This is a genomic window from Loktanella sp. R86503 (assembly GCF_042466455.1).
Classification (GTDB): domain Bacteria; phylum Pseudomonadota; class Alphaproteobacteria; order Rhodobacterales; family Rhodobacteraceae; genus Loktanella.
Window position 1 is genome coordinate 720470 of the sequence record NZ_JAXHCI010000002.1, and the last position, 23028, is coordinate 743497.

Consider the following 23028-nt stretch of genomic DNA (forward strand, 5'->3'; position numbering starts at 1 on the left):
AATTGCCCGGCAAGCCTGCTAGGCACGCCGGGCATTGTCAATCTGGTGCGGACGATCAGCGGCTATTCCAGAACGTCGCCGTCATCATCGGCCGCTGCTGGCTTGGCTTTTGGCGCTGCCTTTTTTGCTGCAGGCTTTTTTGCCGCCGTTTTGGCAGCGGGCTTCTTGGCTGCAGCCTTGGTCGCCGGCTTTTTCGTGGCGGGCTTTTTGGCTGCCGCCTTTTTCTTTGCCCCCGGCTTTGGCTTGCCGGATTTTGCTGCCCGTTCGTCGAGCAAATCCACCGCTTGCGCCAGTGTCAGATCCTCTGGCGTTATGGTGTCGGGGATCGTCGCATTCAGCTTGTCCCATTTCACATAGGGACCGTATTTGCCGTCATAGATATTGACCGGACCGCCCGCAGCCGGGTGTTCTCCCAGTTCGCGCAGGGCAACAGCTGCTTTGCCGCGGCTACCTCGGCTGGCAACCTTTTCGGCCAGTAGCTGCACCGCGTGGTTCATGCCAACGGTCCAGACGTCGTCCAGCCCTTCCAGGTTGGCATTGGTTCCGCCACGGTCGGACGTGGATGCTGCATGTTTCAGATAGGGGCCGTAGCGACCGATATTGGCCCAAACGCTGATCCCGTCTTCGGGATGAGGCCCGATCAGGCGTGGCAGAGCCAGCAGGCGCACGGCCTGTTCCAGCGTAACATCTTCCGGCTCCCATGCTGCCGGAACGGACTGGCGGGGCGGCTTGGGATTTTCCTCTGTTGCGGCACCGCGCTGGGCAAAGGGGCCAAAGCGGCCTTTAAAAATGCGGATCTCGTCGCCCTGATCCTCGCCCAGTAGCTTGCCGTCGGGGGGAATTGCAGACTTTTCCGCCTCTGGATCGGGGGGGCCGAAGGGGCGGGTGTAGCGACATTCGGGATAGTTCGAACAGCCGATGAACGCCCCCCCGGACCGGGCTGTGCGCATCGACAAACGCCCCGCGCCGCAGTTCGGGCACAGGCGCGGATCGGTGCCGTCGCCGGGATCGGGGAACAGATGCGGTTCCAGCACCTCGTTGATCTTGTCCAGCACCTCGCCGATGCGCAGATCTGCGGTTTCCGCAATTGCGGCAGAAAAGTCGCGCCAGAACCGTTCAAGCAGCTTTTTATAATCGCCTTCGCCTGCACTGACCTTGTCGAGCTGATCTTCAAGGTCGGCCGTAAAGTCGTATTCGACATAGCGATGAAAATAGTTCGACAGGAAAGCCGTCACCAGACGCCCCTTATCCTGCGGGATCAGGCGGTTCTTGTCCTTTTCGACATAGCCACGATCCTGAATTGTCGTGACGATGCTGGCATAGGTGGAGGGCCGGCCGATGCCGAGCTCTTCCATCCGTTTGACCAGTGTCGCTTCGGTGTAGCGGGGCGGGGGCAGGGTGAAGTGCTGTTCACTATCGACCGATTGCTTTTTGGCAACCTCGCCCTGTTCGATCTGCGGCAGGCGCTTGTCGTCTTCGTCCGTGCTGTCGTCGCGGCCTTCTTCATAGACGCGCAAGAAGCCGTCGAACAACATGACCTGACCATTGGCCCGCAGCATGACTTGCCCGTCCTTGCTGCCGACGTCCACGGTCGTGCGTTCCATCCGCGCCGCTTCCATCTGGCTGGCCAGCGTACGCTTCCAGATCAGATCATACAGCTTGCGCTGATCGGCGTCCTTGATGTCGGCTTGCGCAGCATCGACCATCATATCCGTCGGGCGGATGCATTCGTGCGCCTCCTGCGCATTCTTGGCCTTGTTTTTGTAAATGCGCGCCTCCTTGGGGACATAGCTGTCGCCAAATTTGGACTTGATCGCATCGCGGGCCCCGCTGACCGCCTCTGGTGCCATGTCGATGCCATCGGTCCGCATGTAGGTGATCAGGCCGGCTTCATACAGGCGCTGGGCCACGCTCATGCATTGCTTGGCACCCATGCCAAACTTGCGGCTGGCTTCCTGCTGCAGGGTCGAGGTCATGAAAGGCGGGCTTGGGTTGCGGCTGGCGGGCTTCGCCTCCACGCTTTGCACGGACAAATCGCGGGACGTGATCGCCTGAACCGCCATTTCGGCCTGCGTCGCATTGCCCAGATCAAATTTATCCAGCTTTTTGCCGCCCAAAACCGTCAGCCGCGCCTCGTAATTTGCGCCGCGGGGGTTTTCCAGAACCGCGCGGACAGTCCAGTATTCCTGATTGCGAAACGCTTCGATTTCCATCTCGCGTTCGACGATCAGGCGCAGGCAAACCGATTGCACCCGGCCTGCGGATTTCGCGCCGGGCAGCTTGCGCCACAACACGGGCGACAAGTTGAAGCCCACCAGATAATCCAGCGCGCGGCGCGCCAGATAGGCATCCACCAGGGGCTGATCGACTTGGCGTGGATTTTTCATCGCCTCGGTCACGGCGGTTTTTGTGATCGCGTTGAAAACAACGCGGCTGGCGGATTGGATTTTCAACCCGCGTTTGCCCTGCAGTTCCTCTTGCAGGTGCCACGAAATGGCCTCTCCCTCTCGGTCGGGGTCGGTGGCAAGGATCAGATGCGGGTCGTCTTTCAGTGCGTCGACGATCGCCTTGATGTGTTTTTTAGAATCGCTGGCGACTTCCCACAGCATGTTGAAGTCTTCTTCTGGCAGGACCGATCCATTCTTTGGCGGCAGGTCGCGGACGTGACCGTAAGAGGCCAACACAGTGAAATCCTGTCCTAAATACTTGTTGATCGTCTTGGCTTTCGCCGGGGATTCGACAACGACAACTGGCATTGAAAACCTTGCTTTCACTAGAGGGCACACTGGCCGCGCAACATGGTCGGCTTGTCCCTAAGTTGTCAATCCGGCGGCGTAGCGCCAGTGCCAAACCGAATAAGAAGCATCATTGCACTGATTTTAAACGCAAAATATTTTCGCGGGTGGGGCGCTGATCAGTTTGTGCGCGATAATAGTCCGCCTGCCGAACGGGCGATAAGCCCCTCAAGCTCCAGATCGACAAGGGCTGGTGTCACGACAGGGGCCGCCCCGCCAAGGTCGCGGATAAGCTGGTCTTCGGCCATTGGCGATACGCCAAGTCGGTTCAGAATCAAGTTGTGCAGCGCCGCCGTTTCCCGCAAGCCGCGCAGCGGTTTCGGGGGGTGGTCGGGGGCCTGTGGGCGGTCCGGCATTTGTAGCGGCAGTTCGGGGGCGACACAGGGCAGGGTGCCGACGGCTTCGATCACGTCGGCTGCGCTGCGGATCAGTGTTGCACCGTCGCGGATCAGCATGTTGCAGCCGGCGGCGCGGGCATCAAAGGGATGGCCCGGCACCGCAAGCACGTCGCGGTTGGCATCCAGCGCATTGCGGGCGGTGATCAAGCTTCCCGATTTTGCCGCGGCTTCGACAATGACCACAGCGCGCGACAATCCGGCAATGATGCGGTTGCGCGCGGGAAAATGCCGCGCTTGCGGCTGCAGCCCCATGGGCATTTCCGACAGGCGCAAACCCTGCGCCCCGATCTGTTGCGCCAAGGCATTGTTTTCCTGCGGATATACGACATCGACCCCGCCAGCCTGCACGGCCACAGTTCCCCCCTGCAGCGCCGCATGATGGGCGGCTGCATCAATACCGCGGGCAAGGCCAGACACCACGACAAACCCCGCTGCCGTCAGATCGGCGGCCAGCGCCTTTGCCATGCGGGTGCCAAGTGAAGATGCGTTGCGGGCCCCGACCATGGCGATCATGGGCCGTTGCAGTAATTCAACCTGGCCGATCCCCCAAAGCAGAGGCGGTGCGTCAGGCAGATCGTCAATGACCGCAGGCCAGTCCGGATCGCCTTGCATCAGCAGTCTGGCACCGGCCTTTTGCCCGGCCTTCAGTTCTGCCGCGACGACGCCTTCCGGGCAGATGCTATAGTCCGAAACGCCGGCGGCGGCGGCAATATCCGGCAGGGCGTCAAGCGCGGCGCGGGCGGTTCCGTGTTCCGCCAGCAGCCGCCGGTAAGTTGCTGGCCCCACCCGGCGAGAGCGCAGAAGACGAAGATGATGGAACTTGGGGGCATCCTGGGGGGGGATGTGGTGCGTGGTCGGGGAACGTTCCACTGTGAACCATACCTTCGTCTTGCTGCCCGGTCAGGTTAGAATCAAAACGGTTAACAGGTTCTGAATCTTTCCCGTAATTTATGACGTTTTTGAACGGTTACGCTGATCCCCCGACCGTCAGCCCGCCAATCATCAGGCTGGGCTGACCAACGCCAACCGGCACCCATTGGCCGGCCTTGCCGCAATTGCCGATACCGGGGTCCAGTTTTAGATCGTTGCCGATACCGCGAATATGCTTCAGCGCCGTTGCGCCGTCGCCGATCAGTGTTGCGCCCTTGATGGGCGCACCGACGACACCGTTTCTGACGCGATAAGCCTCTGTGCAGGAAAACACGAACTTGCCGTTGGTAATGTCGACCTGTCCGCCGCCAAAGCCGACGGCGTAAATTCCGTCCTTCAAATCCGCGACCAAGGCTTCGGGCGGGGTATCGCCTGCCAGCATGTAGGTATTTGTCATGCGCGGCATCGGGGCATGGGCATAGCTTTCGCGCCGCCCGTTGCCTGTCGGGGCGACGCCCATCAGGCGTGCGTTCTGCCGGTCCTGCATATACCCCACCAGCACCCCATCATCGATCAGCACATTCCTAGCGCTGGGCGTGCCTTCGTCATCTACGGTAATTGACCCGCGGCGGTCGGGTATCGTGCCGTCGTCCAGCACTGTCACACCCTTGGCGGCAATCTGCTGGCCCATCAGACCCGCAAAAGCGCTGCTGCCCTTGCGGTTAAAGTCGCCTTCGAGCCCGTGGCCGATCGCTTCGTGCAGCAGGATGCCTGGCCAGCCCGGTCCCAGCACAACGTCCATCACGCCGGCGGGGGCGGCCTCTGCCGTCAGGTTGACCAGCGCGATGCGCAGCGCCTCTCGGGCGACGCTCTGCCAGTGGTCCGGCGCAATAAGCCCGATCAGCGATGCGCGGCCGCCGCCGCCCATGTTGCCGCTTTCGCGTCGCCCGCCGTCTTCGACGATGACAGAGATGTTGATGCGGCTCATCGGGCGGGTATCGGTCACGACAGTGCCTTCGGGTCGCAGAATCACAACCTCTTGCAAGGATGCCCCCAAAGAGGCGCTGACCTGCACGACGCGCGGGTCCAGATCGCGGCAGAAAGTATCAATCTGGCGAAGCAGGTCGATTTTTGCAGGAAACGTTGCCTCTGCGACCGGATCGACGTCGCTGTACAGCTTGGTATTCGTCCCCTTCGGTCCCGCTGCCAGTGTGCCGCCGCCATCGCCCACGGCCAGCCGTGCAGTCGCAACGGCCCGCCGCAGCGCCTGTTCGTCGATGGTCGACGCATGGGCATACCCGGCCCGCTCGCCCCGCACGGCGCGCAGACCAAAGCCTTCGGATGCATCATAGCTGGCGTTCTTGACGCGCCCATCATCCAGAACAAGGCTTTCGGACCGGCGGCGTTCGATGAACAGTTCGCCATCATCGGCACCCTGAACGGCATCCCGCAGCAGGCCAAGGGCTGTATCCTGATCCAAGTGCGTCGTGAACGGGCGGAAGGCGTCAGCGGTCATTTAAGCATCCTTAATCGGGGCAAGTTAAACACACTGGTTGCAGCAAAGCGTCCCTTTGACGCAATCGTGGTTCTTGAGTTGTCCTTCAGGATATGGGACACGCTGGCCAGGATACAACGGGATTCCGTGTTGGCCGCATTGCGCGTGCCCCCGCGCAATCGTCACGCCGCGGGGGGAAACCCTGCGCCGGAGCAAAAGGGAATGATATGCGAGTGAGCAATTTCGCCAGGACTGCCTGGACCACAATGGGCCTTATTCTTGCCGGTGCTGCGGCTCGTGCGCAGGATGTCGATGTCGAATTGCCGGTCATCGGTGCCCCGCAGCCTGGCGGAATCGGCTTTCAGGAAGCTGTCACCAGCATTGCAAACGATGTGCACTGGTTGGACGGGATGCTGCTGTGGATCATCACCGCAATCGTTCTGTTCGTATCCGGCCTGATGATCTGGTCTTTCTGGAAATTTAACCACAAGGCCAACCCCAAACCCGCCGGCTTTACCCACAACAGCCCGCTGGAAATCGCCTGGACCGTGGTGCCGATCATCATTCTGGTGTTCATCGGTGCGTTTTCTTTGCCGGTTCTGTTCAACCAGCAGGAAATCCCCGAAGGCGACATCACCATCAAGGTGACGGGCTACCAGTGGTATTGGGGTTACGAATACGTCGACGAAGACGTAGCTTTCGAATCCTTCATGCTCGCCCCGGAAGAGCTGGCCGACTACGGTTACACGGATGATCTGTACAAGCTTGCAACCGATCAGGCGATCATTCTGCCGGTGGGCAAGACTGTCGTGATGCAGCTGACCGGCGCTGACGTGATCCATTCCTGGACGATCCCCGCCTTTGGCGTAAAGCAGGACGCCGTGCCTGGCCGTCTGGCCCAGCTGTGGTTCAACCCTGAAAAAGAAGGCGTGTACTTCGGCCAGTGTTCTGAACTGTGCGGCAAGGACCATGCCTATATGCCGATCACCGTCAAAGTCGTCAGCCAAGAGGCATATGACGCATGGCTGGTCGAGGCAAAGGAACAGAACGGCGTCTGATCGCTTTTGCGAACAGAGCCTGCATGACCCTACGGCGCGATCCGGTGATCCTACCGGGTCGCGTCCATTTTATCTAAGCTGCCAAAGGCGCGATACATGTCTGACATGAGCCTGCACGAAACCGCACCGGAAACCGCGTACGAAGCGCAAATGGGCGATTATTTCGCCCTTTTGAAACCGCGTGTCATGTCGCTGGTCGTGTTTACCGCCCTTGTTGGCCTGCTTGTAGCGCCAGTGCCAGTGCATCCCTTCATCGGTTTCGTCGCCATATTATGCATCGCGGTTGGGGCAGGGGCGTCGGGCGCGCTGAACATGTGGTGGGACGCCGATATTGATGCGCGTATGCGGCGCACGGCAAAACGCCCCATTCCTGACGGCCGCGTCCAGCCAGGAGAGGCGCTGGGCCTTGGTGTGACCTTGTCCTGCTTCGCTGTTGTTCTGCTTGGCCTTGCTACGAACTGGGTGGCCACGGCTTTGCTGGCGTTCACCATCTTCTTTTATGCCGTTGTCTATTCCATGTGGCTCAAGCGGGCGACGCCGCAGAACATCGTAATTGGCGGTGCTGCGGGGGCGTTTCCTCCGATGATCGGATGGGCTGTCGCAACTGGCGGTGTCAGCATCGAATCCGTGCTGATGTTTGCACTGATTTTCATGTGGACCCCGCCGCACTTTTGGGCGCTCGCGCTGTTTGTAAAAACTGATTATGGCGATGCGGGCGTTCCAATGCTGACGGAAACCCACGGTCGCCGCGTCACCCGTAACCACGTACTAGCCTATTGCCTGCCGCTGGTCGCCGTTGCCATCGGGCTTGGCTTTACCTCTATCGGGGGGTGGGTGTATCTGGCGGTCGCGATATTTTTTAACGCCTGGTTTCTGAAAGGCTGCTACGACATTTGGCAGCGGGACGACGCCGAGGCCGAAGCCGACAATTACAAAGTTGAAATTAAAACCTTCAAAGTGTCGCTTTATTACCTTTTCGCGCATTTTGGGGCCCTGCTGATCGAAGCTGTCCTGCGCGCCACTCAAACCGGAGGCCTGTAAATGGCAATCCAAGTCGAGCACGAGATTCACAAGCGTCGCCGCGGTCGTAACTTGGGCGTTGGCCTGTTGCTGGTCGCGTTTATCGGGATCGTTTTTGGTCTGACCGTGGTCAAGGTTCTGCAACTTGGCGATCTGCGCAAGTTTGAGACATTTGACCACGTTGTGCGTCCGCAGATCCTGCCGGATAGTGCTGAAACAACTGACCAACAACCAGAGGTTTCAAACTAATGCTTTTCCCGCGGCTTACCGGTGCCAACCGGACGCTTGCACAGACGGTCGCTGTCGTTGCGGTGATGGTCGGCCTCGCGTTTGCATCCGTCCCATTCTATTCGTGGTTCTGCCGGGTCACAGGATTTTCCGGCTACACCAACGTCGCGTCCACAGGGTCCGACACGATCCTTGATCAGACAATCAAGGTTCGTTTTGACGCGTCCCTTGACCGCGATATGCCTTGGACTTTCAAACCGGTGCAGCGGGAAATGACCCTGCGCCTGGGCGAAACCGGTCTTGCCTTTTACGAGGCGCACAATCCGACCGATCGCCCTGTGTCCGGGCAGGCTGCCTACAACGTCACCCCCTACGAGGCGGGCGGCTTTTTCGACAAGATCGAATGTTTCTGCTTTACCGAACAGACCTTGCAACCAGGTGAAACGGTCCAGATGCCCGTCAGCTTCTTTGTCGATCCAGCGATTATCGAGGATCGTGATGCAAAGTATGTCCATACGATCACATTGGGATATACCTTCTACGAGATTGACCCACCTGAAACGACACAACAGGCCTCGGCCGACGCGAATCTTTTGACAACCGCGCCAGCCAACGCCATAGACACCAACTAACGACCGCGACCAGCAGCACGGGAAAACAACAACATGGCTCACGAGAAGAACCACGACTTCCACATCCTCGCACCGTCGATCTGGCCATTCGCCGGCTCTTTGGGTGCCTTTATCATGCTGTTCGGCAGCGTGCTGTGGATGCACGACCACGGGCCATGGGCATTTCTGGTCGGCTTAGCGCTGGTGCTTTACGTCATGTTCGCATGGTGGTCCGAAGTTGTGCACGAAGGACAGGTTGGCGATCACACACCCGTCGTGCGGATCGGTCTGCGCTACGGCTTCATCATGTTCATCATGTCCGAAGTCATGTTCTTCGCGGCATGGTTCTGGTCTTTCTTTAAGCACGCCATGTACCCGATGGGCCCCGACTCGCCTTCTGTTGATGGCGTTTGGCCGCCCGCAGGGATTGAAACCTTTGACCCGTGGCACCTGCCGCTGATCAACACGCTGATCCTGCTTTGCTCTGGTGCCGCGGCCACTTGGGCACACCACGCGCTGGTGCATGAAAACAACCGCCAGGACATGAAGTGGGGCCTGATGCTGGCCGTCGCCCTGGGTGCGCTGTTCACCGTGTTCCAGATCTATGAATATTCTCACGCAGCCTTTGGCCTTGGCGGCAACATTTATGGCGCGAACTTCTTTATGGCGACCGGCTTTCACGGTTTCCACGTTCTGATCGGCACGATCTTTCTGCTGGTTTGCCTTGCGCGCGTTTACAAGGGTCACTTCACCCCCGAACAGCACGTCGGCTTCGAAGCCGCAGCCTGGTACTGGCACTTCGTTGACGTCGTGTGGCTGTTCCTCTTTGCCTCGATCTACATCTGGGGCGCATAAGCGCGATTCACGTACCCAATTTGCAAAGGCGGCCCCGGCGGGTCGCCTTTTTGCATAAGACCGGACCTTCACCCCGCGGGGCAAACGCGGTAAGGCAAGCCCGTCTGATCCAAGGGGCGACATTGATGCTGCGCAAGATTTTCTTTCCCCTGCTGTTGGGCGTTGCCGGTTGTGCCGTCCTGATTGCCTTGGGGACGTGGCAGGTGCAGCGCCTGACGTGGAAAACAGCAATTCTGGATCAGATCACGGCGACCATCACCGCGCCGCCCGTGGCCCTGCCTGCGGACCCCGATCCCGTTGCTGACGAATATCTTCCCGTCGCCGTCGCTGGCCAGATCATTGGCGCGCCGCTGTCGGTGCTGGTCAGCACGGCTGACAATGGCGCGGGCTATCGCACGATCACGGCGTTCGAGACCGACACAGGCCGCAGGATTGCGGCGGATTTCGGATTCTTGTCGTTGGATGATCGCGGCGCGGCGCTGCCCACGGGGCTGGTGACGCTGACGGGTAATTTGCTTTGGCCGGACGAGTTGGACAACTGGACGCCGGAACCCGATGTCGCGACAGGCATCTGGTTCGCCCGTGATCTGCCCGCCATGGCCGCGGCCCTTGATACAGAACCAGTCTTGCTGGTCGCCCGCAATATCGAACCCGCTAGCCCCACCGTGCCCATGCCGGTCGGGATCGAGGGGATCCCCAACGACCACTTTGGCTACGCCATCACGTGGTTCATGCTGGCCGTCGGCTGGGCGCTGATGTCCGGCCTTCTTATCATTCGCACACTTCGCCAAAAGGACGCCTGATATGCGCTATATTTCGACCCGCGGGCAGGCCCCGATCCTGTCGTTTGAAGACACGATGCTGACGGGCCTTGCCCGGGATGGCGGCCTTTATGTGCCTGAAACGATCCCGACCCTGAGCCTTGATCAGATTGCCGCCATGGCCGGGCAAAGCTATGAGGACGTGGCCTATACCGTCATGCGCCCCTTTATCGGTGACACCTTTACCGACGCGCAGTTCCGCGAGTTGATCGCAAAGGCCTATGCTGGATTTGGCCACGCCGCCCGCGCGCCATTGGTGCAGCTGGCACCGAACCATTTCCTGCTGGAACTTTTTCACGGCCCGACGCTGGCGTTCAAAGACTTTGCAATGCAGTTGATCGGCCAGATGTTTCAGGCCGCGCTTGCCCGTTCAGGCGACCGCGTTACCATCGTCGGCGCAACCTCCGGCGATACCGGCTCTGCCGCGATAGAGGCATTTCGCGGTCTTGATGCTGTCGATGTCTTTATCCTGTATCCCCACGGCCGCGTGTCCGAAGTGCAGCGCCGCCAAATGACCACGCCGACCGAATCCAACGTTCACGCGATTGCAGTAGATGGCGACTTCGACGGGTGTCAGGCACTGGTGAAGGATATGTTCAACGACTTCCAGTTCCGCGAAGATGTGCGGCTGGCGGGCGTGAACTCCATCAACTGGGGGCGGGTGCTTGCGCAGGTGGTGTATTACTTTACCTCCGCCGTGTCGCTGGGTGCGCCGCATCGCAAGGTCAGCTTTACCGTGCCGACTGGCAATTTTGGCGACATCTTTGCAGGCTATATCGCCAAGCAGATGGGCCTGCCGATTGGCGAGTTGGTTGTTGCGACCAATACGAACGACATCCTGCACCGCACACTGGAAACCGGTGCCTATACCAAGGACAGCGTAACCCCGACGATCAGCCCGTCGATGGATATCCAGGTGTCGTCGAACTTTGAACGCGCGCTGTTTTATGCCTACGGGCAGGATGGCGCGGCGGTTGCCAGCCAGATGGACGATCTGAAACAAGGCGGTTTTACCATTTCACAAGGGGCGATCGACGCGTTGCGCGACACCTATGCCTCTGGCCGCGTGTCGGAAAGCGACACCTCCGGGACGATTACCCGCTATCTGGCAGCGCATGGGGAATTGCTATGTCCGCATACCGCTGTGGGTGCGAATATCGGTGAAAAGCATTTGGGTGCGACCCCAATGGTCACATTGGCCACGGCGCATCCTGCAAAATTCCCGGCCGCGGTCGAGGCAGCGACAGGTATCCACCCCCCCTTGCCCCCGCGCATGGCGGACCTGTATGACCGCCCCGAACGGATTACGCGCAGCACGGCTGACCTTGCTGCGATCCAGAAAATCATCAAGGACCGGATTACGTCTTGACCATTGAACTTCACACGCTGTCCAACGGCTTTCGCATCGTTACCGAACATATGCCGGGGTTGGCCAGCGCCTCTGTCGGCATTTGGGTGAACGCGGGCGGTCGCCACGAAGCCGAAGAGCAGAACGGCATCGCGCACTTTCTGGAACACATGGCGTTCAAGGGCACGGCCACCCGGACGTCGCTTCAGATTGCCGAAGCGATCGAGGATGTGGGCGGCTATATCAATGCCTACACCAGCCGCGAGGCGACAGCCTATTACGCGCGCGTTCTGGAATCCGACGTCGGGCTTGGCCTTGATGTCATCGCGGATATCCTGCTGAACCCGCTGTTCGAGGACCACGAGATCGAGACAGAGCGCGGCGTCATCTTGCAAGAGATTGGCCAGGCGCTGGATACGCCAGACGACATCATCTTTGACTGGCTGCAAGAGGTTGCCTATCCCGACCAGCCGATCGGCCGCACGATCCTGGGACCGGAAGAGCGGGTGGAAAAGTTTACCCGTGACGATCTGACCGGCTTTGTCGGCACGCATTATGGCCCTAATCAGATGATCCTTGCCGCCGCTGGCGCTGTCGATCACGACGCCTTGGTTGCGCAGGCCGAAAAGCTGTTTGGCCATCTGCCGGCGCGTCCGCGCACCGGCTTGATTCAGCCTGCGAAATTCGTCGGAGGAGAGCGGCGCGAGAGCAAAAAGCTGGAGCAGGTTCACTTTGCGCTGGCCTTCGAAGGGCCGGATTACCGCGACCCCGCGATTTATACCGCGCAAATCTATGCCAGCGCGATGGGTGGCGGCATGTCGTCCCGCCTGTTTCAGGAAATTCGCGAAAAGCGCGGGTTGTGCTATACCATTTTCGCGCAGGCCGGTGCCTACGAGGATACAGGCCTGACGACGATCTATGCGGGCACCAGCGCCGAAGAGATCGAAGAGCTTGCCAATATCACCATGGACGAGATGAAGCGCGCCGCCGACGATATGACCGCGGCAGAGGTCGCACGGTCGCGGGCGCAGATGAAGGCCGGTTTATTGATGGGGTTGGAAAGCCCGTCGAACCGGGCAGAACGTCTGGCGCGGTTGCTTGCGATCTGGGACCGTATCCCGACAGTTGCGGAAACGGTGGAAAGCATCGACGCCGTCACCACGGGTGATGTGCGCGACTTTGCCGCCCGTACGGCGCAGGCTGGCGCGGCGCTGACGCTTTATGGCCCTGCCGATGCAGCTCCCTCTCTCGAGGCGCTGCGCGCGCGACTGGTCGCCTGATGCTGGGGCGGGCGCGCAAGGTTCGGCTAGATACCGAACGCCTGATCCTGCGCCCGCCAATACATGCCGATTTCCGCCCTTGGTGCGGATTAAGAGAGGCAAGCCGCGATTTCCTGCAACCGTGGGAGCCGACCTGGGCGGCCGATCATTTCAGCCGCAAGTCATTCACCAACCGTGTGTATTGGTCGCAGCGGTCGATCCAGCAGGGCAGTGCCGTGCCGCTTTTCCTGATCCGCCATAGCGACAACCAGCTGATCGGGGCCATTACGCTTGATAACATCCGCCGCGGCCCGGCGCAGGCGGGGACGACGGGGTATTGGATCGGGCAACCCTTTGCGCGCCAAGGCTATATGCGCGAGGCTATTGAGGCGCTAGTGCACTACGCCTTTACCGCGCTGGACCTAAGCCGGATCGAGGCGGGATGCCTGCCTGAAAATACGCCGTCGCGCCGGCTTTTGGAAAACTGTGGGTATAAATACGAGGGCGTTGCGCAAAGCTATCTGCAGATCGACGGACGCTGGCGCAACCATGTGCTTTACGCGAATCTGCGGAACGACCGGCGCGGTCGTACCGACGTCGGCTAGGCGCCCTGCCACTGATGCGCGATTGGGTACCTTGACGGCAGGTTACAATCGCACAATGCATGGCGGCATGCGCTGGATTTTTCTTTTGTTAATGTGCGCCGGGTGTAGCCCGGCCTTGTTGCGAACCACAGGGACGCAGGATCCTTTTGTGTATGACGCAGCTGCCGTGGCGCAGTCGGACAAGGTCGCCTTGTTTATTCCTGGTGCCCTATCGTCAATTGAGGTTTTCGGTCCGTCAGAAGACTGGGAAGCCGCCGGCTATACCCGCGCGTTCTATCGCTATCCCGGTCTTGATGGTCTGCCGACAGATCATCGCCTGTCGCCGTCAGTGGCGGCAGCAGAGGTCGTCCGTTTCGCCAATCAACTGCCACCGGACGCGCAACTGGTCCTGGTTGGCTATTCGACAGGCGCGTTGATCGCGCTGGAAGCCGCACCGGACATTGACCCGGCCCACCGTGTCCGGGTGGCTGCCATGTCGCCATCAGTGGAACATGCGGGCGGTTTGCAGACGATCCTGTCCGGCGCGGGGGATGTCGTGCGGGCTGTGACAGCGACAAAATCGGTCGCAAAGGAAAAGGTCTGGCCGCGTTTCTGGGCGGGCCTGCTGTTCGGACGAGAGGAACTGGCCGCGCCCACGCCTTCGCCCGAATTGCAGGAGGCGATGGCACGGGGGGCCAAGATCCAGACGCAGCTGGATACGCAAATCGCCTTTGCCCATATGCTGGCGTTGCCGGGCTGGCGGCTGCCTGAGGATCTGGATCTGACAGGCATCCCGGTGGCGTTTTTTATCGGATTGAACGATCCTGTCTTCTCGACCCGCCAGACAACCGATTTTTCGCGAAAAATTGGCGGAGTTCCGATTCTTGGCTATCCGGGGCAGGGGCATTTGCTGTTCTTCACGCGGCCGGACGTATTCGACGATATGCTCGATTTTGCCGAAGGTCGCCCGCCCCGGCTACGTTAGGCACGGTGCCTTCCGATTTTTCGCCGAAAAATCGGGGGCCTTTGCGCTGGACACGGCCCGGTGTGTCCTTACCTTTGGCTGAACAAAAAATGGAGCCGCCATGCTGACCCCGGCCACGACCGATACCCTTGCCGATCTGCGTGCAGCCTTGCCCGCGGATAGCTTTCGCGACGATAGCGCAACCTATCTGACCGAACCGCGCGGTCGCTGGACCGGAGGTGGGATCGTCGTTGCGCCCCGCACGACGGACCAGGTCGCACAGATCGTACGTTATTGTCACGAGCGGCGCATCGCTGTCGTGCCTTACGGCGGCGGCACCGGATTGGTCGGCGGGCAGTTGATGGGGCAGGGGGATGTGCCGCTTGTGCTGTCGCTGGAGCGTATGAACGCAATCCGCGCAACCTATCCCAGCGAATCCGTTCTGGTGGCAGAGGCCGGGGCGATTCTGGCCGACGTGCAGAAGGCTGCCGAAGATATTGGGCGGATGTTTCCGCTCTCGCTCGCCTCTGAGGGGTCGGCGCGCATTGGTGGGTTGCTGTCCACCAACGCGGGCGGCGTGAACGTTCTGCGTTATGGCAACGCGCGTGCCCAGTGTCTGGGGCTGGAAGTGGTGCGCCCGGATGGTACGGTCTGGAACGGGTTGTCGCGCCTGCGCAAGGATAACACCGGATACGATCTGCGCGATCTGATGATCGGGGCAGAAGGCACGCTTGGCGTTATCACGGCCGCCGCCCTGCGCCTTGTTCCGCAGCCTGCCGCAGTTGGGGCCGCAGTGCTGGCCGTGCCATCCCCTGCCGCGGCGCTGGATTTGCTGGCGCTTGCGCAGTCGCGTTTGGGCGACGGAATTTCCGCGTTCGAGATGATCCACCGTCAGGGCCTTGATTTTCTGGACGAGGTTGGTCCGGCGTTCAAGGATCCCTTTGCAGACCGGCCCGACTGGATGGTGCTGATCGATATCGGCATGCCTGCCGGTCTGGCCCCTGACGCGGCGCTGGAAAGCCTGTTCGAGGCTGCGGCAGAAGCGGGACTTGTCACCGACGGCGTGATTGCCCGGTCCGGCGCGGACCGCGATGCGCTATGGCATATCCGCGAAAGCATACCAGAGGCGAACCGGCGTATCGGGTCCATCTCGTCTCATGACATTTCGCTGCCCCTAAGCCTGGTGCCGGAATTTATCGTCGAAGGCGGCAAGCGGTTGGCGCAAGTCGGCCATTTCCGGATCAATTGCTTTGGTCATCTGGGGGACGGCAACCTGCACTATAACGTGTTTCCCTTGTTCGGAGAGTCGCGCAGCGACCACGAGGACAAACGCGCCGCCGTAAAGGATTGCGTGCATGACCTGACCTACGAGATGGGTGGATCGGTCAGCGCCGAACATGGGGTCGGGCGGCTAAAGGTCGGTGATCTGGAAAAATACGGCGATCCGGCAAAGCTGGCGATGATGCGCGCCATTAAAACCGCCCTTGATCCCCATGGCATTATGAATCCCGGTGCTGTGCTGCGCAATTTAACGGATGATTAAGCTTCGCGCTGCATAATAACCGCAGTAAGCCGGTGAATCACCGGACTTCCTCCCGGGTCAGAAGGCCTACGCTGCGATCTTCGAAAGAGGTCTTGCCGGAAAATCCGGCGCAGCCGGTCTGCGGCTCTTGTAGTGGCGGCGTGGGTCAAATGCCAACGCCGCCGCAGCGCATCAATGCCCGTCGTAGGCACATAGCGCATGGACATCCATGCCAAGCGCTTCCAGTTTCGCCCGTCCGCCCAGCTCAGGCAGGTCGATGACAAAGGCACAGCCCGTCACCTGTGCGCCAAGGCGTTCGATCAGCTTGATCCCCGCCTCTGCCGTGCCGCCGGTTGCAAGCAGATCGTCAACCATCAGCACGCGTTCGCCCGGCTTCAGCGCGTCGTCGTGGATTTCGACAATCGCCTCGCCGTATTCCAGTGTATAGGCTTGCTCGATGCATTTGGCGGGCAGTTTGCCCTTTTTGCGGATCGGTACAAAACCGACGGACAGCTGGTGCGCAATCGCACCGCCCAGGATAAAGCCGCGCGCTTCCAGCCCGACAACCCGGTCGATGGGCTGGCCTGCATAGGGGTGAAGCAGCTGGTCGATCGCCATGCGAAACCCGCGGGGATCGGCGAACAGCGTAGTCACATCGCGGAACATGATCCCGTCGTGCGGGAAATCGGGGATCGTGCGGATATAATCCTGAACGGTTTTCATGCGGTGTCCTTTGGGTTCAGAACGCGGCCCGCGACCGCGCCCAGTTTTGCCACCAGCGCAGGGTCGCGCTGATCGGGGGGTGTCATAATCGCATGGGCCAATGCCTGATCGCAGCCGCTTGCGCAAGCTTTTGGCAACATTGACGCCAGCGCCATGACCATGTCGCGCGCCTTTGTGCCGTTGCCTTGCAGGGTGCGGATGACCTCGGCGACGTCGACGGCATCATGGCCGGGGTGCCAGCTGTCGTAATCGGTGATCATCGCGACAGAGGCGTAGTGCAGCTCTGCCTCTCGGGCGAGTTTCGCTTCTGGCATGTTTGTCATGCCGATCACGTCGCAGCCCCAGCCGCGGTACATCAGGCTTTCGGCGCGAGTGGAAAATTGCGGGCCTTCCATCGCCAGATAGGTGCCGCCGTCGTGCACGCGGATGCCGGACGCGCGGGCCGCCGCGACGCAGGCGGCCGACAGGTCCGGGCAAACAGGGTGGGCAACGCTGACATGCGCGACACAGCCGGTGCCAAAGAACGACTTTTCCCGGGCAAAGGTCCGGTCGATGAACTGGTCGACGACAACGAAGTCACCGGGGGCCATGTCTTCGCGGAATGATCCGCAGGCGCTGATGCTGACCAGATGCGTCACGCCCAGCCGTTTCAATGCGTCGATATTGGCCCGGTAGGGGACCGTTGTAGGACTGTGCAGATGGCCGCGGCCATGGCGCGGCAGAAACGCCAGCGGTACCCCGTTTAGTGCGCCGGTCAGGACCGCATCAGATGGTGCGCCCCAGGGGCTGTCCACCTGCGTCCACACCGCGTCCTGCAGTCCGGGAATGTCATACAGGCCCGAACCGCCGATGATGCCAAATCTGCCCTGCATGGCTGCGCCTTTCGCTAATGCACCACAGCCTTGTGGCCCCTGCGCCGCGGCGGCGCAACTGTTCACCGCGGGGCGGGGTGACAATCGGGCTGGTCTGGCGTAGGGGCGACACAAACCGTTTAGCATTAGGATGTCCCATGGCCCCCCGCGCCCTTCTGGCAAGTTTTGCCGACAGTATTGCCCTAACCGATCCCAGCGCGCCCTTGAACGCGGGGCGTCTACGGATCGAGCTTCTGTCCGGCCTGACCGTCGCCCTTGCGCTGGTGCCAGAGGCCGTGGCCTTCGCCTTTGTCGCCGGCGTACCGCCGCTTGTGGGCCTCTATGCTGCATTTATCGTGGGCCTGATCACCGCTGTGTTCGGCGGGCGCCCCGGCATGATCTCTGGCGCGACGGGGGCGCTTGCGGTTGTGATGGTCAGTCTCGTGGCGACGCATGGGATCGAATATCTGTTTGCGACGGTCGTTTTGATGGGGCTGATCCAAATTGTGGTCGGCGTCATGCGCTGGGGCAAGTTTATCCGGCTGGTGCCGCATCCGGTCATGCTGGGCTTTGTGAACGGTCTGGCCATCGTCATCTTTCTGGCGCAGCTGGGTCAGTTCAAGGTGCCCGGCACAGCAGAAGCGTCAGGTCACGGTGTCGGCGGCGGCGAATGGTTGTCCGGTCTGCCGCTGATCTGGATGCTGGGGCTGACCGCGCTGACGATGTTCATCATCTGGGCCGCGCCAAAGGTTACAAACCTGATCCCCGCGCCACTGGCCGGGATCGGCATCGTGGCAGCCATTGTTATCATCTTCGGCATTGATGTGCCTGTTGTCGGCGATCTGGCGTCCATCGAGGGGACACTGCCGCCATTCCATGTGCCGATGGTGCCTTTCACGGTAGAGACGTTTCAGATCATCCTGCCTTATGCATTGATCCTTGCTGCCATCGGCCTGATCGAAAGCCTGCTAACCCTGAACCTTGTGTCTGAAATGACGAACCAGCGCGGCGGGGCCAGTCAGGAATGTATCGCGCAAGGCGTTGCGAATACGGTCACGGGCTTTTTCGGCGGCATGGGCGGTTGCGCGATGATCGGGCAATCCATGATCAACGTGAAATCCGGCGGCCGCACGCGCATCGCCGGGATCGCGGCGGCGCTGTTCTTGCTTGCCTTTATCCTGTTTGCATCGGGCCTGATCGCACAGATTCCGCTGGCCGCGCTGGTTGGCGTGATGTTCATGGTCGTCATCGGCACCTTTGCGTGGAACAGCTTCAGCATCCTGCGCAAGGTGCCGCGCACCGATGCGGTCGTGATCGTGCTGGTGACGGCTGTCACCGTGGCAACCGATCTGGCCACCGCGGTGCTCGTGGGCGTCGTTGTCTCGGCGCTGGCCTATGCCTGGAACAACGCGACCCGCATCCACGCCAGGACGCATACAACGCCAGAAGGCGCAAAGGTCTATCAGATCCAGGGGCCGCTGTTCTTTGGTTCTGCCGAAGGATTTAACGAGCTGTTTGCCGTGAACGACGACCCATCGCTGGTCATTGTCGATTTTGAAGGCAGCCGCGTCGTGGATCAGTCAGCCCTTGCCGCTATCGAAGGCATCGCGGCAAAATACGAGGCGGCAGGCAAGTCGCTGCAGTTGCGCCATCTGTCCCGCGATTGTCACCGTTTGCTGTCGAAGGCGGGCCACCTTGTCGTCGATAGTGACGATGACCCCGATTATGCACTGGCCGTCGATTATTCGGTGCGCACAGGCGTGCTTGGTGGCCACTGACGCTTATTAATTAAGCAAATGCACGGAAACGGGGCGAAAATTCCCGTTTCCGCCTAGCCAAGGGGCGCTGCGGGTCCAATACTACGGTTCAACAATAAACCGTTGACGGGGACCTTTATGTTTTATCGCTCACTGACTGCTGCCGTTCTGATGGCATCCGCCGCACAAGCGCAGACTGATCTGCCATTTGCGCTGGACTGGAAATTCGAAGGGCCTGCTGCGCCTTATTTTGCAGCCATCGACAATGGCCATTTTGCCGCCGCTGACCTGAATGTCACGGTCGAAGCTGGCAACGGCTCTCTTGATGCGATTCCAAAGGTTGCGACGGGGGCCTTCCCGGTCGGCTTTGCCGATATCAACAGCCTGATCAAGTTCCTTGACCAGAACCCCGGCGCGCCGGTGATTGCGGCGATGATGGTCTATGACAAGCCGCCATTCGCCGTGATTGGCCGCACATCGCTGGGTGTCAGCGATCCCAAATCGCTGGAAGGCAAGGTGCTGGGCGCCCCGCCGCCCGATGGCGCATGGGCGCAGTTCCCGATCTTTGCCGCCGAAAACGGCCTTGATATGGATGCGATCACTGTCGAACCTGTCGGCTTTCCGACGCGCGAGCCGATGCTGGCCGAAGGCAATGTCGCCGCGATCACCGGGTTTTCCTTTACGTCTTACCTGAACGCTGCCCGCCTTGGTGTGCCAGAGGATGATCTGGTCACAATGCTGATGGCCGACTACGGCGTCGATCTGTATGGCAACGCGGTTATCGTGAACACGGAATATGCTGCCGCCAACCCAGAAGTGATCAAATCCTTCCTGAGCGCTGTCGCGATGGGCTGGGCTGACGCGGTTGCCGATCCGGCTTCGGTCATTCCCATGCTGATCGAACGCAACCCCGCCGCCGATGCAGAACTGGAACAGCGCCGGCTGGAACTGTCGATCCGCGACAACGTGGACACCGATTGGGTCAAAGCGAACGGCTTTGGCGGCATTGATGCAGACCGTATGGAAAACAGCCTGGCCCAGATCGCGACCACCTATGAATTTGCAACAGCGCCAGATGCGTCGCTGTATTTTACCAGCGATTACCTGCCCGAGGGCGGCTTCAAGTTGGCGAAATAAGGTTTGGAAAACCTGATTGAAATAAAGGGGGTGCGGCATTCCTACCGCACCGCTTCCGGCCTTTTGCCGGTGCTGGACGGGCTTAACGTCACGGTGCCAGAGGGTGGCTTTGTCGCCGTCGTCGGGCCGTCCGGCTGTGGAAAATCGACGCTGACCCGCCTTGTGGCGGGTTTGCTGATCCCGGACGAAGGCACGGTCAACGTTCATGGTACCCGCATCACCGCGCCCCGCAGCAATGTCGGTATGGCGTTCCAGAACCCGGTGCTGCTGGAATGGCGCACGATCTTGGACAACATCATGTTGCCGTTGGAAATAGTACCAAACAAGCTGACCAAAGCCCAAGGCGAGGCGCGTGCGCGCAAACTACTGGCGCTTGTGGGGCTAGAAGGGTTCGAGGCAAAACGCCCGTCAGAACTGTCTGGCGGTATGAAGCAACGCGCATCCCTGTGCCGCGCGCTGATCCACCAGCCAGAGGTGCTGATCCTAGATGAGCCGTTCGGTGCCCTTGACGCATTTACCCGAGAAGACCTGTGGCAGACCATGCACAAGGTCAAAGCAGAAGAGCCATTTACCGGCGTGCTGATCACCCATGATCTGCGCGAATCGATCTTTCTGGCCGATCAGGTTGTCGTGCTGTCTGGCCGACCCGCCAAGACGCAGTTCGTCATGGACATTCCCGATACCGGCCTGCGCACTCTCGAAGACCTTTATACGCCGCTGGCCGCTGAACGCCTGAACGTGCTGCGCCACCAGATCGAGGTCGCCCAAGGGCGGGTTGAGGCATGAAGGCGCGTCAGGTTCTTGTGCCACTGGCCGCCGTCGTCGTGTTTTTGGTCCTGTGGGAGGCGCTGGTCTGGATTATGGGCTGGCCAAACTACAAGATGGCCAGCCCGTCTGATCTGATCCCGGCCTATGAAAAATACTGGTCTTTGTTTCTGGTCATGGGGTGGCAAACCCTGTGGCGGACGGTTGTCGGCCTGTTGCTTGCGGTGGTTTTCGGTATCGCGCTTGGTATGGTCATGGGCTTTTCGCGCACAATGCGTGACGCGCTCTATCCGCTGCTTGTAGGCTTTAACGCCGTGCCCAAAGCGACCGTGGTGCCCATCGTGGCGCTGATGTTCGTCGGCTGGCACGATTTCAACACCGTGCTGATTGCATTCATGATCAGCTTTTTCCCGATCGCCGTTTCTGTCAGCATTGGCCTGTCGACGCTAGAGCCAGAATACCGCGACATCCTGCGCAGCCTTGGTGCAAGTCAGGCACAGGTATTCTGGAAAATCGCCTTGCCCAAAACGCTGCCGGAATTCTTTGGCGCGCTCAAGGTCGCGGTCACCTTGGCCTTTATCGGTACCAACTTGATGGAGATCGTGTCGCCCCATGGCCGCGGCCTTGGGGCGCTGTTTGATAGCGGCAAAACCAATTCCGACTATCCGCTGATGTTTGCGGTGCTGATCGCCTTGGCGTTTCTTGGCATCGTTTTGTATTACATCGTCGTTGCGCTGGAAAAGATCTTTGCCGGTTGGGCCGACCGGACCGTTTAGGACTGGCCGGGCCGGTTCAGGCTGAACACCTCGGTTATAGTGGCATAGTCACGATAACCGAGGCGCGACAGCGGGTTGAACCGGGTTACGTCGAACATGCCGTCCACGATGCAATCGTCAGACATGCGGATGCCGACGACTTCGCCGATGACCATGAAATTGTTTGCGCCTTCCAGTGTCACGATCTGGGTCATCTTGCATTCCAGCGTCGCGGGACTGGCGATGACAAAGCCGCAGTCAATGGTCTGGCATTGGCCCTTTTCCAGACCCGCCTGCGCAAATTCGTCCACATCGCGCCGGTATGGCCCAGAGGTTTGGTTCATCGCATCCCGCAGCCCGTGGCTGACGATGTTCACGGCAAAAACGCCGGTTTCGCGGATATTGGCGACCGAATCCTTGGTGTCGCCCCGGTCCGGTTTGGCCGAGGTAGAGGCAAACATGACTTGCGGCGGGAAATAGCTGACCGCGTTGAAAAACGAATAGGGCGCAAGGTTGTCGGACCCGTCACTGCCGCGCGTGGAAATCCAGCCGATGGGGCGGGGGGTCACGATGGCATTGAACGGGTTATGCGGCAGGCCATGGCCTGCGCCGGTGTCGCGATCTGGTTGATAGAACATGGCGGTCATCCCTTTTATCCAGCTTGCGCAACAGCTAGCGTGCGCACACGCGCCGGACCATACGAAAGACACGCACAGCATGGATATCACAACCGCACGGGAACGCCCCGACGACTGGTGGGAAGTCGAGGCGCTGTACGACACATGCTTTGCACCGGGCCGAACGGCGCTGTCGTCCTATCGCCTGCGGGACGGTGTCGATCCGATTGAACGGCTATGCATCGTGGCCCGCGCCGGCGACGGCCAGATTGCCGGCGCGATCCGCAATTGGCCCGTGCGCGTTGCAAATAAAGAGGTTGTTCTGCTTGGCCCGGTTGCCGTGCACCCCGTCCACCAAGGCGAAGGTATCGCGGCCCTGCTGATATGGCGCTGCCTAGAAGTTGCGGCAAAAGACGGCTGGCCACGGATCATGCTGGTCGGAGATGCCCCGTACTACAGCCGTTTCGGCTTTGTGCAGCTGAAGAATGTGATTATGCCGCCGCCGACAAATCCTGACCGCGTTCTGGGGATCGCCCTGCGCAAAGGGGGATGGGACGGCGTGACCGGGCCGGTCGAACGTGCTCATGATTGAAAT

The 23028-nt window shown here is 60.3% G+C and carries 22 protein-coding genes; 16 read left to right on the plus strand and 6 right to left on the minus strand.

All coding sequences use genetic code 11. From position 1 onward, the window contains the following. Positions 1-62: 62 nt before the first annotated feature. The 3 genes from topA to tldD form a co-directional block, all read right to left on the minus strand. Positions 63-2756: a type I DNA topoisomerase gene (gene topA, locus SJY10_RS04505; protein ID WP_386679903.1), complete on the minus strand. Its 2694-nt coding sequence runs from the start codon at positions 2754-2756 to the stop codon at positions 63-65. A 158-nt stretch (positions 2757-2914) separates the two neighbouring features. Continuing rightward, complete coding sequence (gene dprA, locus SJY10_RS04510) at positions 2915-4063, minus strand: DNA-processing protein DprA (RefSeq protein WP_386679905.1); 1149 nt, start codon at positions 4061-4063, stop codon at positions 2915-2917. Positions 4064-4160: 97 nt separating this feature from the next. Continuing rightward, positions 4161-5579, minus strand: a complete 1419-nt coding sequence (gene tldD, locus SJY10_RS04515) for a metalloprotease TldD (RefSeq protein WP_386679907.1) — start codon at positions 5577-5579, stop codon at positions 4161-4163. Positions 5580-5785: 206 nt separating this feature from the next. On the opposite strand from tldD, the gene coxB reads away from it, so the two are divergent. The 11 genes from coxB (at position 5786) to SJY10_RS04570 (ending at position 15849) form a co-directional block, all read left to right on the plus strand. Then, positions 5786-6616 (plus strand): cytochrome c oxidase subunit II, encoded by an 831-nt coding sequence (coxB, locus tag SJY10_RS04520; protein WP_386679909.1) that lies wholly within the window; start codon positions 5786-5788, stop codon positions 6614-6616. A gap of 96 nt (positions 6617-6712) precedes the next feature. Beyond that, the gene (cyoE, locus tag SJY10_RS04525) at positions 6713-7657 is read left to right on the plus strand and encodes a heme o synthase (protein WP_386679911.1); all 945 of its coding nucleotides are present in this window, start codon (positions 6713-6715) and stop codon (positions 7655-7657) included. Beyond that, positions 7658-7885, plus strand: a complete 228-nt coding sequence (locus SJY10_RS04530) for a hypothetical protein (protein ID WP_386679913.1) — start codon at positions 7658-7660, stop codon at positions 7883-7885. After that, the gene (locus SJY10_RS04535) at positions 7885-8496 is read left to right on the plus strand and encodes a cytochrome c oxidase assembly protein (RefSeq protein ID WP_386679915.1); all 612 of its coding nucleotides are present in this window, start codon (positions 7885-7887) and stop codon (positions 8494-8496) included. Before SJY10_RS04530 ends, SJY10_RS04535 begins: the two co-directional genes overlap by 1 nt. A gap of 33 nt (positions 8497-8529) precedes the next feature. Then, on the plus strand, positions 8530-9330 hold the full coding sequence (locus SJY10_RS04540; RefSeq protein ID WP_386679917.1) for a cytochrome c oxidase subunit 3: 801 nt from the start codon (positions 8530-8532) through the stop codon (positions 9328-9330). A gap of 125 nt (positions 9331-9455) precedes the next feature. Next, positions 9456-10133 (plus strand): SURF1 family protein, encoded by a 678-nt coding sequence (locus SJY10_RS04545; protein WP_386679919.1) that lies wholly within the window; start codon positions 9456-9458, stop codon positions 10131-10133. A gap of 1 nt (position 10134) precedes the next feature. Beyond that, positions 10135-11520 carry a threonine synthase gene (thrC, locus tag SJY10_RS04550; RefSeq protein ID WP_386679921.1) on the plus strand — a complete coding sequence of 462 codons (1386 nt, stop codon included), beginning with the start codon at positions 10135-10137 and terminating at the stop codon, positions 11518-11520. Then, entirely contained in the window at positions 11517-12779 is a 1263-nt protein-coding gene (locus tag SJY10_RS04555; RefSeq protein ID WP_386679923.1) for a M16 family metallopeptidase, read from the plus strand. The genes thrC and SJY10_RS04555 overlap by 4 nt, the downstream gene beginning before the upstream one ends. Beyond that, entirely contained in the window at positions 12779-13363 is a 585-nt protein-coding gene (locus SJY10_RS04560; protein ID WP_386679925.1) for a GNAT family N-acetyltransferase, read from the plus strand. The genes SJY10_RS04555 and SJY10_RS04560 overlap by 1 nt, the downstream gene beginning before the upstream one ends. A 148-nt stretch (positions 13364-13511) precedes the next feature. Beyond that, a complete protein-coding gene (locus tag SJY10_RS04565) occupies positions 13512-14327 on the plus strand; it encodes an alpha/beta hydrolase (protein ID WP_386679927.1) in 816 nt (271 codons plus the stop codon). A gap of 100 nt (positions 14328-14427) precedes the next feature. Then, positions 14428-15849: an FAD-binding oxidoreductase gene (locus SJY10_RS04570; protein ID WP_386679929.1), complete on the plus strand. Its 1422-nt coding sequence runs from the start codon at positions 14428-14430 to the stop codon at positions 15847-15849. A 171-nt stretch (positions 15850-16020) separates the two neighbouring features. Here SJY10_RS04570 and SJY10_RS04575 read toward each other — a convergent pair whose 3' ends face one another. Further along, positions 16021-16551, minus strand: a complete 531-nt coding sequence (locus SJY10_RS04575) for an adenine phosphoribosyltransferase (RefSeq protein ID WP_386679931.1) — start codon at positions 16549-16551, stop codon at positions 16021-16023. Then, positions 16548-17423 carry an S-methyl-5'-thioadenosine phosphorylase gene (locus SJY10_RS04580; RefSeq protein ID WP_386679932.1) on the minus strand — a complete coding sequence of 292 codons (876 nt, stop codon included), beginning with the start codon at positions 17421-17423 and terminating at the stop codon, positions 16548-16550. Before SJY10_RS04580 ends, SJY10_RS04575 begins: the two co-directional genes overlap by 4 nt. Before the next feature lie 137 nt (positions 17424-17560). Between SJY10_RS04580 and SJY10_RS04585 the strand changes: the two genes are divergently transcribed. The 4 genes from SJY10_RS04585 (at position 17561) to SJY10_RS04600 (ending at position 21837) form a co-directional block, all read left to right on the plus strand. Next, on the plus strand, positions 17561-19180 hold the full coding sequence (locus tag SJY10_RS04585; protein ID WP_386679934.1) for a SulP family inorganic anion transporter: 1620 nt from the start codon (positions 17561-17563) through the stop codon (positions 19178-19180). Between the two features lie 117 nt (positions 19181-19297). Continuing rightward, entirely contained in the window at positions 19298-20296 is a 999-nt protein-coding gene (locus SJY10_RS04590) for an ABC transporter substrate-binding protein (protein WP_386679936.1), read from the plus strand. 3 nt (positions 20297-20299) lie between these two features. Beyond that, positions 20300-21082 (plus strand): ABC transporter ATP-binding protein, encoded by a 783-nt coding sequence (locus SJY10_RS04595; RefSeq protein WP_386679938.1) that lies wholly within the window; start codon positions 20300-20302, stop codon positions 21080-21082. Beyond that, positions 21079-21837, plus strand: a complete 759-nt coding sequence (locus SJY10_RS04600; protein WP_386679940.1) for an ABC transporter permease — start codon at positions 21079-21081, stop codon at positions 21835-21837. The genes SJY10_RS04595 and SJY10_RS04600 overlap by 4 nt, the downstream gene beginning before the upstream one ends. On the opposite strand, the gene SJY10_RS04605 is transcribed toward SJY10_RS04600, so the two are convergent. After that, positions 21834-22454: a flavin reductase family protein gene (locus tag SJY10_RS04605; RefSeq protein ID WP_386679942.1), complete on the minus strand. Its 621-nt coding sequence runs from the start codon at positions 22452-22454 to the stop codon at positions 21834-21836. The genes SJY10_RS04600 and SJY10_RS04605 overlap by 4 nt on opposite strands. Before the next feature lie 79 nt (positions 22455-22533). On the opposite strand from SJY10_RS04605, the gene SJY10_RS04610 reads away from it, so the two are divergent. Beyond that, positions 22534-23025, plus strand: coding sequence for a GNAT family N-acetyltransferase (locus SJY10_RS04610; RefSeq protein WP_386679944.1), 492 nt, complete (start codon positions 22534-22536; stop codon positions 23023-23025). Positions 23026-23028 lie beyond the last annotated feature (3 nt).

Bases quoted from the DNA above. Each gene is read 5' to 3' on its own strand.
- SJY10_RS04545 (WP_386679919.1), top strand. From the start codon at position 9,456: ATGCTGCGCAAGATTTTCTTTCCCCTGCTGTTGGGCGTTGCCGGTTGT.
- SJY10_RS04605 (WP_386679942.1), bottom strand. From the start codon at position 22,454: ATGTTCTATCAACCAGATCGCGACACCGGCGCAGGCCATGGCCTGCCG.
- cyoE (WP_386679911.1), top strand. From the start codon at position 6,713: ATGTCTGACATGAGCCTGCACGAAACCGCACCGGAAACCGCGTACGAA.
- SJY10_RS04590 (WP_386679936.1), top strand. From the start codon at position 19,298: ATGTTTTATCGCTCACTGACTGCTGCCGTTCTGATGGCATCCGCCGCA.
- SJY10_RS04575 (WP_386679931.1), bottom strand. From the start codon at position 16,551: ATGAAAACCGTTCAGGATTATATCCGCACGATCCCCGATTTCCCGCAC.
- SJY10_RS04540 (WP_386679917.1), top strand. From the start codon at position 8,530: ATGGCTCACGAGAAGAACCACGACTTCCACATCCTCGCACCGTCGATC.
- SJY10_RS04560 (WP_386679925.1), top strand. From the start codon at position 12,779: ATGCTGGGGCGGGCGCGCAAGGTTCGGCTAGATACCGAACGCCTGATC.
- tldD (WP_386679907.1), bottom strand. From the start codon at position 5,579: ATGACCGCTGACGCCTTCCGCCCGTTCACGACGCACTTGGATCAGGAT.
- topA (WP_386679903.1), bottom strand. From the start codon at position 2,756: ATGCCAGTTGTCGTTGTCGAATCCCCGGCGAAAGCCAAGACGATCAAC.
- thrC (WP_386679921.1), top strand. From the start codon at position 10,135: ATGCGCTATATTTCGACCCGCGGGCAGGCCCCGATCCTGTCGTTTGAA.
- SJY10_RS04535 (WP_386679915.1), top strand. From the start codon at position 7,885: ATGCTTTTCCCGCGGCTTACCGGTGCCAACCGGACGCTTGCACAGACG.
- SJY10_RS04530 (WP_386679913.1), top strand. From the start codon at position 7,658: ATGGCAATCCAAGTCGAGCACGAGATTCACAAGCGTCGCCGCGGTCGT.
- SJY10_RS04585 (WP_386679934.1), top strand. From the start codon at position 17,561: ATGGCCCCCCGCGCCCTTCTGGCAAGTTTTGCCGACAGTATTGCCCTA.
- SJY10_RS04580 (WP_386679932.1), bottom strand. From the start codon at position 17,423: ATGCAGGGCAGATTTGGCATCATCGGCGGTTCGGGCCTGTATGACATT.
- coxB (WP_386679909.1), top strand. From the start codon at position 5,786: ATGCGAGTGAGCAATTTCGCCAGGACTGCCTGGACCACAATGGGCCTT.
- SJY10_RS04600 (WP_386679940.1), top strand. From the start codon at position 21,079: ATGAAGGCGCGTCAGGTTCTTGTGCCACTGGCCGCCGTCGTCGTGTTT.
- SJY10_RS04570 (WP_386679929.1), top strand. From the start codon at position 14,428: ATGCTGACCCCGGCCACGACCGATACCCTTGCCGATCTGCGTGCAGCC.
- SJY10_RS04610 (WP_386679944.1), top strand. From the start codon at position 22,534: ATGGATATCACAACCGCACGGGAACGCCCCGACGACTGGTGGGAAGTC.